The 13251-nt window shown below is 64.1% G+C and carries 15 protein-coding genes; all 15 read left to right on the forward strand.

Features of this window, described 5'->3' with window-relative positions:
- Positions 1 to 291: 291 nt before the first annotated feature.
- The 15 genes from QMK30_RS16375 (at position 292) to QMK30_RS16445 (ending at position 13134) form a co-directional block, all read left to right on the forward strand.
- A complete protein-coding gene (locus QMK30_RS16375; protein WP_283518756.1) occupies positions 292 to 831 on the forward strand; it encodes a hypothetical protein in 540 nt (179 codons plus the stop codon).
- Positions 828 to 1493, forward strand: a complete 666-nt coding sequence (locus QMK30_RS16380) for a P-loop NTPase family protein (RefSeq protein ID WP_283518757.1) — start codon at positions 828 to 830, stop codon at positions 1491 to 1493. The genes QMK30_RS16375 and QMK30_RS16380 overlap by 4 nt, the downstream gene beginning before the upstream one ends.
- The gene (locus QMK30_RS16385) at positions 1480 to 1908 is read left to right on the forward strand and encodes a hypothetical protein (protein ID WP_283518758.1); all 429 of its coding nucleotides are present in this window, start codon (positions 1480 to 1482) and stop codon (positions 1906 to 1908) included. Before QMK30_RS16380 ends, QMK30_RS16385 begins: the two co-directional genes overlap by 14 nt.
- Positions 1908 to 3191, forward strand: coding sequence for a DnaB-like helicase C-terminal domain-containing protein (locus tag QMK30_RS16390; RefSeq protein ID WP_283518760.1), 1284 nt, complete (start codon positions 1908 to 1910; stop codon positions 3189 to 3191). Before QMK30_RS16385 ends, QMK30_RS16390 begins: the two co-directional genes overlap by 1 nt.
- Complete coding sequence (locus QMK30_RS16395) at positions 3154 to 4116, forward strand: CHC2 zinc finger domain-containing protein (RefSeq protein ID WP_283518761.1); 963 nt, start codon at positions 3154 to 3156, stop codon at positions 4114 to 4116. Before QMK30_RS16390 ends, QMK30_RS16395 begins: the two co-directional genes overlap by 38 nt.
- 9 nt (positions 4117 to 4125) lie before the next feature.
- The gene (locus tag QMK30_RS16400) at positions 4126 to 5742 is read left to right on the forward strand and encodes a DEAD/DEAH box helicase (protein WP_283518762.1); all 1617 of its coding nucleotides are present in this window, start codon (positions 4126 to 4128) and stop codon (positions 5740 to 5742) included.
- A 287-nt stretch (positions 5743 to 6029) separates the two neighbouring features.
- Complete coding sequence (locus QMK30_RS16405; protein WP_283518763.1) at positions 6030 to 6497, forward strand: hypothetical protein; 468 nt, start codon at positions 6030 to 6032, stop codon at positions 6495 to 6497.
- Positions 6498 to 6995 carry a MerR family transcriptional regulator gene (locus QMK30_RS16410; protein WP_283518765.1) on the forward strand — a complete coding sequence of 166 codons (498 nt, stop codon included), beginning with the start codon at positions 6498 to 6500 and terminating at the stop codon, positions 6993 to 6995.
- On the forward strand, positions 6992 to 7225 hold the full coding sequence (locus QMK30_RS16415) for a hypothetical protein (RefSeq protein WP_283518766.1): 234 nt from the start codon (positions 6992 to 6994) through the stop codon (positions 7223 to 7225). Before QMK30_RS16410 ends, QMK30_RS16415 begins: the two co-directional genes overlap by 4 nt.
- Position 7226: 1 nt before the next feature.
- On the forward strand, positions 7227 to 8186 hold the full coding sequence (locus tag QMK30_RS16420; RefSeq protein ID WP_283518767.1) for a hypothetical protein: 960 nt from the start codon (positions 7227 to 7229) through the stop codon (positions 8184 to 8186).
- 88 nt (positions 8187 to 8274) lie between these two features.
- Complete coding sequence (locus QMK30_RS16425) at positions 8275 to 10266, forward strand: DNA polymerase (RefSeq protein WP_283518769.1); 1992 nt, start codon at positions 8275 to 8277, stop codon at positions 10264 to 10266.
- Entirely contained in the window at positions 10267 to 10668 is a 402-nt protein-coding gene (locus QMK30_RS16430; RefSeq protein ID WP_283518770.1) for a hypothetical protein, read from the forward strand.
- Positions 10661 to 10996: a TFIIB-type zinc ribbon-containing protein gene (locus QMK30_RS16435; protein ID WP_283518772.1), complete on the forward strand. Its 336-nt coding sequence runs from the start codon at positions 10661 to 10663 to the stop codon at positions 10994 to 10996. The genes QMK30_RS16430 and QMK30_RS16435 overlap by 8 nt, the downstream gene beginning before the upstream one ends.
- Before the next feature lie 15 nt (positions 10997 to 11011).
- Positions 11012 to 12943 carry a glycyl radical enzyme family protein gene (locus QMK30_RS16440; RefSeq protein WP_283518773.1) on the forward strand — a complete coding sequence of 644 codons (1932 nt, stop codon included), beginning with the start codon at positions 11012 to 11014 and terminating at the stop codon, positions 12941 to 12943.
- A gap of 14 nt (positions 12944 to 12957) precedes the next feature.
- Positions 12958 to 13134 (forward strand): hypothetical protein, encoded by a 177-nt coding sequence (locus QMK30_RS16445; RefSeq protein WP_283518775.1) that lies wholly within the window; start codon positions 12958 to 12960, stop codon positions 13132 to 13134.
- Positions 13135 to 13251 lie beyond the last annotated feature (117 nt).

Raw genomic sequence — 13251 nt, forward strand, 5'->3', positions numbered from 1 at the left:
CCTCGCTGAAGAAAAACAACCTCGGGATATCAACTCCATGCGCTCCTGAGCCTGCGAAGGATGGGCGAAGCCCCCACAGCCGCACTGCGAGCGGGTGGCGAAACATCGTGGTCGGCCACAGGTCTGTCGGCTGTCGCGAAGAAGGGGCTGCGCCCCTATCGCCGCGCCTTCGGCTTGCGAGGGCATGGGTATCAACAAGCCTCAGATAGATGGTCAACAGTTGAGAAGATTGGCATCTGTTGGTTAGTGTTCGGGACGCGCCTCAACAGCGCGGGGAGAGAGGACCTGAACATGACCAACACCTGGCAGCCACGGCGACTGGAGAAGAAACCCTCCCGCCAGCACTCCACCACCGACGATGCTCTGAACCCCATGCAGGCCATCCAGAGCACCTTGTGGGACGCCCCGGAATCCGCGCCCCAGCCCAAGAAGCGTCAGAAGCCTGTCGAGGAGTGGAAGGCCAATGACCTCATCAACCACTGGTCGGCACAGGTAGCGCGAGCACGCTGGACGGACCACCTGATCGGCCACACAAACCGGGCCGCACTCGGCAAGCTCTTCCGCGAAGCGCTCGGCAAGGACCACACACCGGCCGCGCTCAAGTCAACAATCGACGCCTTCTTCGCCAACGACCGCTACCACAACGCGAACCGGCCCTGGGCTCTCTACCAGTCGGTCATCAACGACCTCCTGGCCAAGGCCGCGCCTACGCCCAAGGCCGACCCCTGGGCGCAGGCTCAGCAGACAGAAGTCCCCAAGGACATCACCGAGAACTGGGGCGGCTATCCGACGGAGCCCCACGACCCCTGGGCCCCGGCGGTGAAGCGGTGAGGACAGCCGACTCCTCCTACTACTGGAGGCAGATGAACCTGCCCGGCCGTAACTGGGGTGTGAAGCTCGGCGACCTGGACGACCCCTTCCAGGAGCTGATCGACTTCCACCTGGACTGGCAGAACCGATACGTCCACCAGGACACCCCCCTCAGCAAGTTCCCCACCGACCGCAGCCGCATCGGGCGGGGGGTGATGCTCTCGGGTGACCCCGGCCTCCGCAAAACGACCCAGGCGTGTGCCGCCATGGTGTCCATCTGCCGCAGGTACCAGGTGGACGGCTACTTCGTCCGCTTCGGCGACTACGTCCAGGACAAGACCAAGAGCTTCGCCAGCCACAACAAGGTCGACAAGGGACTGGGCGGAGAGGCCGCCGTCGCGCAGACAGAGCGGTTCAGCGAGCTGGAACACCGTCTCTACACCGTTCCGGTGCTGGTCCTCGACGACGTCGGCAAGGAGCACCGCACCGCGAGCGGCTACGCCGCCCAGCAGTTCACCACTCTCCTGCGCCACCGGCACGACGCCATGCTGCCCACCATCGTCACCACGAATCTGCGCGGAGGTGAATGGGCCAGCGCCTACGACGAAAGCGCCGCCTCATTCGCGATGGAGGCATTCGACATCGTCTACATCAAGGGGCAGGACTACCGTGCAATACGGTGACATCGGCACCCAGTCGCAAACCATCCAGGTCGTCTTCGAAGGACTTCTCGCCGTCCTGAAGGAGAAGCCCAAGCGACGCTTCCGGCGCCACCGCTTCGGCACCCGCATCGGCGACTATGAGCCCAACTTTCTGATCGATGTACTCACCGAGCAGATCTGGAACACCGAGGGCCCGGCCGTCGAAGTTGTCACCTTCCTCGGTGAGAAGTTCGCGGGCGAGGTGGAAAGCTTCCTCGACGAACTCGGCTTCCCCTGCCAGGGCGTGTACTTCACCCACCCCAACGTGCTCGCCCAATCCCACGCCTACCGTCAGGACGTCGTGGGCGTCTATGACCCCGAACCCACCCGGTGGCTGCGCTACGGACGCCTCGGCAAGCTCACCTACCCCAAGCAGCTCCTCATGATCGGCTCCTGATGGCCCACGTCGAGCACAAGCTCATCGCCAAGCTCATCCAGACCGGCGAACTCGGCACCGCCATCCGCTCCGGGATCAAACCACGCCACTTCCACGACACCGACCGGCGCCACGTCTACGCCTCCCTGCTCGCCTACCAGCAGGAGTACGGCTGCTGCCCCACAGCCGACGTCGTCGCCAAGGACTACCCCACCTTCAAGCTGTCGATCACAGTCGACGAGCCTCTCGCGTACCTCATCGACTCCATCCGTGAGACCAAGCGACGCGCCCTGACGGAGAAGGGCCTGACCCTGGCCGCCGAGTCCTGGGAGGACGGCGACACCGAGGAATCCGTCCGCCTCGTCCGCGAGATGCTCCAGACCATCGCCGACGACGTCCCCACCGGCATCGACTACAACCTGACCGAGAACGGGGACGAACGCCTCGAACGCTACGAGCACTACAAGGAGCTGGACGGGTCACTCATCGGCCTGCCCACCGGCTTCGAGTCCCTGGACAAGGCGACCCAGGGGCTTCAGCCCGGCCAGCTCATCGTCTTCACCGGCCTCGCCAAGTCCGGTAAAACGCAGCTCGCCGTAGCCGTCGCCCAGCACATCAACTCCCTCGGGCACACCGTGCTCGTGTTCTCCTTCGAGATGATCGCAAGCGAACTCGGGGAACGCGTGGACGCCATATCCGCCCGGGTCTCCCTGTCGAAGCTCAGGTCCGGCGAGCTGAACTCTCTCGAATTCAAACGGCTGGAGAAGGCCGTCAAACAGATGGAGGAGAACGCCACCCCCTTCATCATCAGCGAGGACGTCAAGGCCCACACCACCATCGGCAGCATCCAGGCGAAAATCGACGAGGTGAAGCCGGACGTCGTCGTCATCGACGGAATCTACTTCCTCCGTGACGAGATCACCGGTGAGAAGATGACGAACTCCGCGCTCACCAACATCTCGCGCGGCTCCAAGCAGCTCGCGCGGGCCTGCGGCATTCCTGTCATCGTCACGACTCAGTCTCTCCGGTCGAAGATGGGAGCCGGAGGGCTGTCCGCTGGCTCTGTCGGGTACACCAGCGCATTCGAGCAGGACTGCGACGTGCTGATCGGCATGGAGAATACCGACAACGCCAAGGAGTCCAAGCTCAAGATCATGGCTTCGCGTAACTGTCCCAACGACGAATTCCTCCTCGTGTGGGACTACGACACCTCAACGTTCGAGGAAGCCAAGATCAACTTCGGATCGTACAGCCAGGGAGAAGACGTTGACGTCGAGGAGTGGTTCGACCGCCGGGCGGCGTGACGACCTCATCCCGGGAGACGTCCCCTCCGCCCTGGCCGAGCTGGGTGTCGAGGTCCTGGGCGACGACGGCGACAACTACAAGATCCGGTGCCCAGCACACGCCGAACGCACCGGCCGGATGGACCGCAGGCCCTCGTGCTACGTGCACGTGCACTCAGGGCAGTTCATCTGCTTCTCCTGCGAGTGGGCCGGGAGTTTCGCACGATTCGTTGCGTACATGCAGGGGACCGACTCCGCCCACGCCAATGCCTGGATCGCGGCCAAGGGGACCATCGGCCGGGCACTGCGGCTGCTGAAGGGCGACGAACGACATGCCGAAGTCGAGCCAGGTGAGACGGTGACCGAGGCACAGATGGTCCTGTTCACGACACCACCCGAACCCGCCCGGCGGCGGCGAGGGCTCACCCTGGACGCCTGCGAGCAGTTCGGCGTCCGATGGGACCTGGAACGCCGATGCTGGATACTGCCCATCCGCGATCCCGAGGGAACTCTTCTCGGGTGGCAGGAGAAGTCGAAGCGTCACTTCCGCAACTTCCCCGATGGGGTGGAGAAGGGCACTGCCCTCTTCGGTTCCGACGTCGCCTTCGACGGGCCGCTCATCCTGGTGGAGTCCCCACTCGACCCGGTCAGGATGTACTCAGTCGGTGTCCACGGAGGCAAGGCCACTTTCGGAGCACACGTCAAGCATGAACAGATGCGGCTGGCCATGGAGTTGTCGGACACCATCATTCTGGGGCAGGACAACGACACGGCTGGCAGGCAGTCCAGAAACAAGCTCTACTACCGGTATCGCTACCAGGGCGCCGCGCTTAAATTCTGGAACTACCTGGACACAGGAGCCAAGGACCCCGGGGAAATGACCGGCATGGAGATATGGGACTGCCTCGACGCCTCCTATTCACCACTTAGGCGAAAGCTCAAATAGCCTTATCCGGTGTTCACCGGGAAGCTGCACCCCTATCAGGAGCAGGACGTCTCTCGCATCGTCGAGAGGGGCTCGATGCTGTGCGCCTACAGCATGGGCATGGGGAAAACGGTGCTCAGTATCGCCGTGGTCGAGGAATGGCTCGCCCAGGAGGGCGTGACCACCTGCATGGTCGTGGTTCCCGCCTCCCTCAAGTGGCAGTGGGCCGCCGCGATATCCCGCTTCACCGACGTGCCGAGCAAGAGACGACCGGTGGGGCGGGCCTTCATTGACGTACCCGACGACAGCGCGTGCATCGTGGTGGACGGAACGAAGGCCCAGAAGGAAAAGCAGTACCAGGCGATCCTGGACACACGTCCCGACTACGTAGTGCTCAGCTACGAGAACGTCGTGAACGACTGGCGCACCGTACGCAAGATCCGGCCGGACGTCCTGATCGGCGACGAGATCAGCTACGTGAAGAGCTTCCGTGCCCAGCGCACGAAGAAGATCAAACGCCTGACCGCCAGGTACCGGCTTGGTCTGTCCGGGACGGTCATCGACAACGGCCAGCCCGAGGAACTGTTCAGCATCTTCGAGTGGATTGACGAACAGGTCCTCGGCCGGTGGGACCTGTTCGACCGGGCCTTCATCCACCGTTCCCGCTCCGGCATCCCCGTCGCGTACCGCAACCTCCCGCTGCTGCACACGAAGATCAGCGAGGCCATGATCCGTCGTACCTACCGCGACGCCGACGTGGCGCCGTACATGCCGAAGGTCAAGGAGTCCGTCCTCCCTGTCCGCCTCGGCCCCCGGGCGCTCTTCGCCTACGAGCAGATCGCCCAGGACCTGCTGAAGGAACTTGAAAAACTCGGCGGATCGGGCTCCCTGGACCTCGCCGCCGTGTACGCCGGTCGGTCGGACAGCGGGAACACCGCACAGGGCAGGGTCATGGCCCGGCTGTCGGCTCTTCAGATGCTCATCAACCACCCGGCGCTGCTGAAGGACTCAGCCCGCTTCTACGCGGCCGGTGAGGGCGGCAGCAAATACGCCGCACGCCTCGTCGACCGGGGTGCCCTGGACGGCGTTGACAGCTCGCCCAAACTCGACGCCGTGGTGCGCTACTTGAAGAAGCGGCTCATGGCCGACGACAAGCTCAAGGTCATCCTCTTCAGCTTCAACAAGGGTGTCCTGCCACGCGTGGCCGCAGCACTCGCCCAGTGGCAGGCCGTCTACTTCACGGGCGATCTGAACGCCAAGGCCAAGGCGGAAGCGAAGGCGATCTTCGCCTCCGAACCGCAGGTGCGCCTCTTCCTCGCCAGCGATGCCGGGGGCTACGGCCTCGACCTCCCGGAAGCCAGTCTCCTGATCAACTACGACCAGCGGGATTCCTCTGGCGCCATGGACCAGCGCAACAGCCGTCACGTCAGAGCCAGTTCGCTTTTCGCCGAGGTCGAGGTGGTCAACGTCGTCGCCGAAGACACGATCGAGGAACGGCGCATGGAGCGCCTCGCGGTCAAGCGCCGGACCAACAGCGCGATTCTTGACGGCCGAGGGGCGGATGTGGACGGGCGTGTCGTCAACGATGTGGAATCTCTGCGCGCGAACCTGACCAGGTCCCTGAGTGGCCTGCGTCACACCGCCTGAAACTCATGCCGCGTCAGTTCTGGCATATGCGCCCGGCACAAGTTGATACCCGCAAAGCGACGACAAGTCGTCGCGAGTGCGTGACCTGTCGATTTCGCCATTGGCGACTTTGGGCTGCCTGTCGCAGGCGCACATCCCGGACCGGCCGTCAACAGATGAGAAGCTGGTGAGAACTTAGGCATCTGTTGTAGTGTTCTTTCAGCCGCAGGGAAAGCGGAATGGCCGCCCGAGAGCGGCAGTTCCGCACTCCTCAACGGCAGCACAGACACCGAACAGCGGGAGATTCCATGGAGTTCAGCGACGCCCCCTTGGCCAGTTCGACCAACGCCAACACGACCGAGTCCGACTTCAACCGCAAGGCTGCTCAGTGGGCCCTGGTCAAGGACCGCGTGGAGGCGCAGCAGAACCTCCTCGACACGCTCAAGGAGGACATGGTCGAGGACCTCAAGGATTTCGGCGTCCGGGACGACAAGGGCAGTTACGTCATCGACCTCGGCCGCTCCTACGAGGTCAACGGCAAGGCATTCACCGGCCTCAAGTACCAAAAGGGCACCACCCGGATCGCCGACCAGGACACGGCAGAGCGCCTGGCCAAGGAGAAGGGGCTCCACGGACGGCTCTTCCCCGCCCAGCCTGCCTTCGACGCCCAAGAGGTCTACGTCCTCTTCCAGGAGGGCCTGCTCACCGAAGAGGAAGTCGATGAAATCTTCCCCGAAAAGGTGACGTGGAGCTTCGTGCGAGTGGGGGCCAAGTAGATGACCCGCGACTGGGAACGAGAGTTCGCCGTCATCGCCGGAGACGCAACCCCTCAGGCGCCCGCGTACTACCCAGGCTCATCCAGGCGCATCCGCAACGTCGACCCCCACACCATGCGCCTGGTCGAGACGAACGCAACTCCCGAGGTCCTCTGGGACTCCAAGCCCCGCGTCTACCGAGTCGGCGGCGAGCTTCAGGAATTCTTCTCCATCGGCCACCTCTCCATGGCCCTGAACCGGCGGCCGGTCACCATCCGGAAATGGGAACGCCTCGGCATCATCCCGGCGCCCACCTTCGTCATCCGTGGGAAGACCGAACGCGGCAACCGGCGCCTGTACACCAGGGCCCAGGTCGAGGGAATGGTCCAGATCGCCCAGGAGGAAGGAATCCTCCACCACGAGGGCGAGGGCATTCACATCTCCGCCACCAAATTCTCCGAGCGAGTCATCCGGCTCTTCAAGGGCCTTTCCAGCACCGGAGAAAGCGACGCCGCATGATCCAGCGAAAGAGCGTGACCGAGCGGTTCAACCTCGGCAGTTACGAACACATCGAAGTGACGGCCGAGGTCCAGTTCGACCCGGCGACGGACGGCATCACGGACGTCGAGAACGCGCTCGACCGCCTCCTCGCCCGCGAGCGCCTCATGGCGAAGGAGTTCACCACCGAGGACAACTCCTTCGCCCGTGTCCACCCCGCACTGACCAAGCCGCACACCAAGAGGAGCTGACGTGGCCCGCACCGCAGCATTCGACGAGGACGAAGAGTTCGACACCCGACCCAAGCGGCGCCGCAGCCTGGATGAGAACGACGAGAGCGAGGCACGCCCCAAGCGCCGCCGCAGCCTCGACGACGGCGAGGAGGAGAGCCGTCCCAAGCGCCGCCGCAGCCTCGACGACGAGGACGATGAGGAGCCTCGTACCCGCAAGCGCGGTCGCCCGGCGCCCGACGAGGAAGCGGACGAGGAGAGCCGTCCCAAGCGAAGCCGCCGTACCCGGGCCGACGAAGACGAGGACGAGGACGAGGAGCGCCCGAGCCGCGCGAACGCTGCCGCCGCACGGCGCAACGCCGCCTCCGGCTGGGACGAATTCGACAACGCCACCAGCGGCGGCAACAACACCGACTTCGAGGCGAAGAAGGAACTCAAGCTCCAGGTCACCAACAAGCAGCAACTGCTGAAGGTCCTGAACTCCGCACCCTTCGACTCCATGGGCCTGCACTACATACAGGAGATCAAAACCGGCAAGCGCAGCTTCCGGTGCGGCGGAGAGAAGTGCCCCCTGTGCGACGACCTCGACCACTACGCACGCAAACTGGCGTACTTCAACATCGCACTGTTCAACGAGGACACCGATCAGTGGGAGAACCGCGTCTGGGAGGTCGGCGTCAAGGTCGGCCGCAAGCTCAAGGCCATCAACGACGACAAGAAGCGGGGCCCGCTCGACAAGGACAGTCTGTACTTCTCGATCTCCAAGACGGGAAAGGGCACCAACACCGAGTACCACCTGGAGACCGTCAAGGCCCGCGACCTCGACGAGGACTGGGACATCGACGAGGTCGATGACAAGACCCTCAAGACCCTCAACGACGCGCTGTACACCGAGCCCTGGGAGCGCTTCAGCAACCCGCAGGAACTGAAGCGCGTCGTGAACCGGCTCCTGGACGACGACGGCGACGAGGACGGCTACTAACCCCGGCCCCCGCCAGCGTCAGCTCAAGCCCGCCTCCCTGCATCCCAGCAGGTCAGGGAGGCGGGCTTTTCACACCCTGGAAGCCCCCATGCCCCACGTCATCCTGAACCGGGAAGACCTCGCCGACGCAGTTGCCTACTTCAAGCAGCACGACGCCTTCACTTTCGATGTCGAGACCGTGGGAGCGTTCCGAGGCGTCCCGAGCCAGAACCAGATCACCTGGCTCTCCATGGCCACACACGGCGCCGCCGTCGCCATCCCGATGGGCCACCCCAACGGCGACGTCCTGATCTCCAGGGCCACCCGCAAGAAGAACCGCGACACCGGCAAGTTCACCCCCATCCCGGCCGTCTGGGACGAACCACCACCCCAACTGCGCCCCGGCCAGGTCTTCGAAGCCCTCCAGCCGCTCCTCTTCGGCGAGCAGTACCGGAAGATCGCGCACAACGCCGTCTTCGACCTCGTCTCTGTGGCCAAGTACTACGACGGCCAGCTCCCCGTCCCCAAATACGGCTGCACGCTGGTCGGTTCCTGGCTCCTGGACGAGAACCGCCTCAACGGCCTCAAGCCGCGCGTCGTGGACCAGTACGGCCACAAGTACGACACCGAGAACGTCGGCCGCCAGGTCGAGATTCACTCCTTCTCGAAGGTCGCCCGCTACGCCGTCCTCGACGCCAGGTACACCTGGCTGCTGTGGAAGCGGATGGTGCCGCTTCTCCAGGCCGAGGGCCTCTCGCGCGCCATGAGCCTGGAACTCCAAGTGCTCGAAACCCTCCTCGACATGGCACTCACCGGCGCCCCGGTCGACCTCGACGCACTGCACGCCCTCGACGCCACTCTGACCGTGGAAGTCGCCCGCATCATCGAAGAGGTCTACAAGGCGGCGGGCCAAGTCTTCAACATCAACAGCACCAAGCAGAAAGCCGACGTGCTCTTCGGCAAGAAGGCAGCCGGGGGCCAGGGCATCAAGCCCAGCAAGCTCACCAAGGGTGGCCGGACAAAGAAGCGCGAAGGCACCAAGCCGACCATCTACGACTACAGCACCGACGCCGAAGAACTGAAGAAGCACGACAACAACAAGGTCTGCGCCACCCTCCTTGAATACCAGGAGGTGAACAAACTCCTGGGGACGTACGTCCACGGCTACCTCGGTGACGAAGCCGAAGGCAAGCCGTCCATCATCTTCAACGGGCGTATCTACCCCACGTTCAAGCAGTACGGCACAGTCTCCGGACGGTTCTCGGCATCCGAGCCGAACCTCCAGAACGTTCCCGCCCCCAGTTCCCCACTCGGGGCAGCAGTCCGAGGACTGTTCGTCGCCCCGCAGGAGAAGGTGACGGTAACCCAGAACGAGGAGTCGGTAGAACTCGGCTGGAAGCTCCTCATCGCCGACTACGGGCAGATAGAACTGCGCGTCATGGCGCACTTCCTCGGATACGGGGCCTGGTACGACGGCTTCTTCGCGGGCATCGACGCCCACACCGCCACCGCCAGTGCCGTCTTCGGGGTCAGACCCGACGATGTGACCAAGGATCAGCGGAACGACAGCAAAACCCTGGCGTTCGCCACCCTCTTCGGCGCGCAGGCCGCCACCGTCGCCAAGGCGATGCACTCCACCGTCCCGCAGGCGCAGGCATTCCTTGACCTACAGGCCCGCAAGATGCCGGAGGTCGGGAAATTCCAGAACTGGCTCATCCGCGAGGCGCTCAAGCACGAGATACCCCACATACGCACCCTCGTCGGGCGCAAGCGCCGCCTCCCCGACCTTGCCAGCCCTGTCGACTGGATTCGAGAGAAGGCCGAGCGGCAGCTCCTCAACAGCCTCATCCAGGGCTCAGCAGCCGACCTCAACAAGATGGCGATCATCCGCATGGGGCACCTGTGCAGGCTGAACAAGGACTGGCTGCGGCTCTCACTCACAGTTCACGACGAACTCGTAGTGCACTGCCGAGAGGACAAAGCCGAGGAGGGCTCCTCCCTGCTCCAGACAGCGATGATCGGACCAGGAATCCAGGAAGTTCTGAAAGTGCCAATCACCGCAGACGTCAAGGTCTGCGACCGATGGTCGGAGGCGAAGTAATTGAACATACAGAAAATTCCCGTCGAAGCGATCCAATCAGAACTCCTCATGGACATGTGTGAGGAGGGCAACCCCAAACTGATGGCCAGCTTGAAAAGCCTCGGACAGCCCGGCAGGAGCCCCGAGGTCATGGAGATGGAAATCTCCGCATCCCGCCGTCGAGCGGCTGTCGTCACGCCGCTGAACGAACTACTCAGCGTTTATGCGCACCTTCTCTCTCAGGGGATGTTCAAGGTTATCCTGGATCACCCCGCCCTCCATTCGCTGAGCGAGGAGGAGAAAGAAGAATTCGTGCACGACCATGCGGATCTCTTCTTCGCCACATCGAGTTCCGTGCTCGCGAATCTCTTCGACAAGAACATCATCCGATACACGAAAGCGGGGGAGAGTTCCGGTGAGTGATTTCTGGGCCCGAGCCGTCGGCGGATCAGGAGCAGCACCTCCGCCGCCCACCCCCTCCCAGGCGCCCGCACCCGTCCAGCCAGCGCCCTCGCAGCCTCTGCTCAAGGCGCAGTCCGCAGCGGATGTCTCCCGGTGCCCCAACTGCGGCTCCGGCAACTACATGGCTCCGCCGAACACCCAGAACTACCGCTGCTACGACTGCGGCTACCCCAAGCTCCAGTCGACCTCGGGAATGATCGCGTCCTCCTCCGACGGCCCGCCGCGCCCGGCCCGGGGACAGGTCTCGGGCAGCACAGCCCTCAACACCATCGTCGGCCGCGTCGGCTAGGAACGAAGGAACCGAATGACCCTCATTGACAACCACGGTGACCTCACCGACCCGTACAAGGCGTACATCACCAAGTCCCGCTACGCGCGCTGGCGTGAGGACCTCGGCCGCCGCGAGACCTGGACGGAGACCGTCGACCGCTACTTCGAGTTCATGACCGGCCACCTCAGGGACAAGCACGGCTACGTCCCGGACAAAGCCCTCGCCCACGAGCTGCGCCACGCCGTGCTCCATCACGAGGTCCTGCCGTCGATGCGCGCCCTCATGACGGCCGGAGAGGCACTCGACCTCTCCCACGTCGCCGGGTACAACTGCGCCTACACACCCCTGGAGGACCTGCGGTCCTTTTCCGAGGTCCTCTTCATCCTCCTCAATGGCACGGGTGTCGGTTTCAGCGTCGAGGCACAGTACGTGGACCAGCTTCCCGTCGTCGCCCACCCGAAGCCCGACCCCTCTGCTCGCATCACCGTCGCGGACAGCAAGCTCGGGTGGGCCGAGGCGTACGACGCACTGCTCGACCTCGTGTGGGTGCAAGGCCGCGTCCCCGAGGTCGACTACTCGCTGGTGCGGCCCGCTGGTGCCCGGCTGAAGACCTTCGGCGGCCGGGCGTCGGGCCCTGAGCCGCTGAAGGATCTGTTCACCTACACCGTGGAGCTGCTGAGGGAGGCGCAGGGCCGGAAGCTGCGGCCGATCGAGTCGCACGACCTGGCGTGCAAGATCGCTGACGTGGTAGTCGTGGGCGGTGTCCGGCGCTCGGCCATGATCTCCCTGTCCGATCTCGCCGACACGGAGATGGCTACCGCGAAGTCCGGCCAGTGGTGGCTCGACCACCCGCACCGCAAGCTCGCCAACATCTCGGCCGTCTACGAGGACGGCGTCAGCAGGGACCAGTTCGACGCGGAGTGGCAGAACCTCAAGGACAGCGGCAGCGGTGAACGCGGCATCTTCCACCGGGACGCCGCACGCCGGATCGCCTCGAAGTGGGGTCGCCGAGAAGCGGACACGGAGTACGGCACCAACCCGTGCTCGGAGATCATTCTGCGACCCCGCAGCTTCTGCAACTTGTCCACGATCGTGGTGCGCCCGCAGGACGGCATCCACGACCTGAAGCGCAAGATCACCCTGGCCTCGATCCTCGGCACCTGGCAGGCGACGCTCACCGACTTCCCCTTCCTGCGTGAGGAGTGGTCCCGCAACGCCGAGGAGGAGCGACTGCTCGGTGTCTCCATGACGGGCATCTTCAACAGCGCGCTGCTGACCGACGGCCACGGCCGTGATCTGAAGAACGACGTCCTGGCGAAGCTGCGCGAGGAGGCCCGCGTGGCGAACGAAATCGAGGCCGAGCTGATCGGCATATCGCCCTCGGACGCGATCACCGCCGTCAAGCCGGAGGGTACGACCTCGCAGAAGACCGGCGTGCCGTCCGGACTGCACCCCCCGCACAGCCGCTTCTGGACGCGAACGGTGCGCAACGACGTGAAGGACCCCATCAGCGATTTCCTGCGGGAATCGGGTGTTCCGCACGAGAAGGACGTGATGAATTCCCAGAACTGGGTCTTCTCCTTCCCCCAGCGCGCCGCCGAGGACGCGATGACGCGCGAGGACCTGACGGCTATTCAGCATCTGGAACTGTGGCTCGACTTCCAGCGCCACTACTGCGAGCACAAGCCATCGGTGACCGTGTCCGTCCGGGATTCCGAGTGGGACGCGGTGCGCGAATGGGTGTGGGAACACCTGGAGGAAATGTCCGGGGTCTCCTTCCTCCCGTTCTCCGAGCACACCTACGCTCAGGCGCCTTACCAGGAATGTGACGAGGCGACGTACCGTGAGCTGACGAAGACGATGCCCAACCTTTTGTGGTCTGACCTGTGGTTCTACGAGAATTCGGACCACACCACAGGAACGCAGGAGTACGCGTGCTCGGCGGACGGCTGTGATGTGAAATAGAAGGAGGTCTTGCGGTGAGCGGGATCAGTGCAGCTATCGCGGATGCCTTCGAGGAAGTCGCCTCCGGCCTGGAAGAGCGTGTCGAGCACTTCTCCTCGGCCTACGCCACGGACGACGACGCGGTGAAGGCGCAGGTCCTGTCTGAAGTCATAGACGAGCTGCGCCGGGTGGGCGGCGATCTCGCCGGGTAGCGACTCCTGACGAGGAAAACCCCGGGACTACGGGCCCGGGGTTTTCCATGCCCAGGCTCTTTACTCTTTCGTGACCTTGCGTAGCAACTCCGGCCTGAGACATCCGGGTTGGGCCCC

Origin of the sequence: Streptomyces sp. H27-C3, from assembly GCF_030063415.1 — a bacterium.
GTDB lineage: Bacteria > Actinomycetota > Actinomycetes > Streptomycetales > Streptomycetaceae > Streptomyces.

Excerpts from the sequence above, each read along its gene's own strand:
- QMK30_RS16405 (WP_283518763.1), top strand. The coding sequence starts at position 6,030 with ATGGAGTTCAGCGACGCCCCCTTGGCCAGTTCGACCAACGCCAACACG.
- QMK30_RS16375 (WP_283518756.1), top strand. The coding sequence starts at position 292 with ATGACCAACACCTGGCAGCCACGGCGACTGGAGAAGAAACCCTCCCGC.
- QMK30_RS16440 (WP_283518773.1), top strand. The coding sequence starts at position 11,012 with ATGACCCTCATTGACAACCACGGTGACCTCACCGACCCGTACAAGGCG.
- QMK30_RS16415 (WP_283518766.1), top strand. The coding sequence starts at position 6,992 with ATGATCCAGCGAAAGAGCGTGACCGAGCGGTTCAACCTCGGCAGTTAC.
- QMK30_RS16390 (WP_283518760.1), top strand. The coding sequence starts at position 1,908 with ATGGCCCACGTCGAGCACAAGCTCATCGCCAAGCTCATCCAGACCGGC.
- QMK30_RS16425 (WP_283518769.1), top strand. The coding sequence starts at position 8,275 with ATGCCCCACGTCATCCTGAACCGGGAAGACCTCGCCGACGCAGTTGCC.
- QMK30_RS16410 (WP_283518765.1), top strand. The coding sequence starts at position 6,498 with ATGACCCGCGACTGGGAACGAGAGTTCGCCGTCATCGCCGGAGACGCA.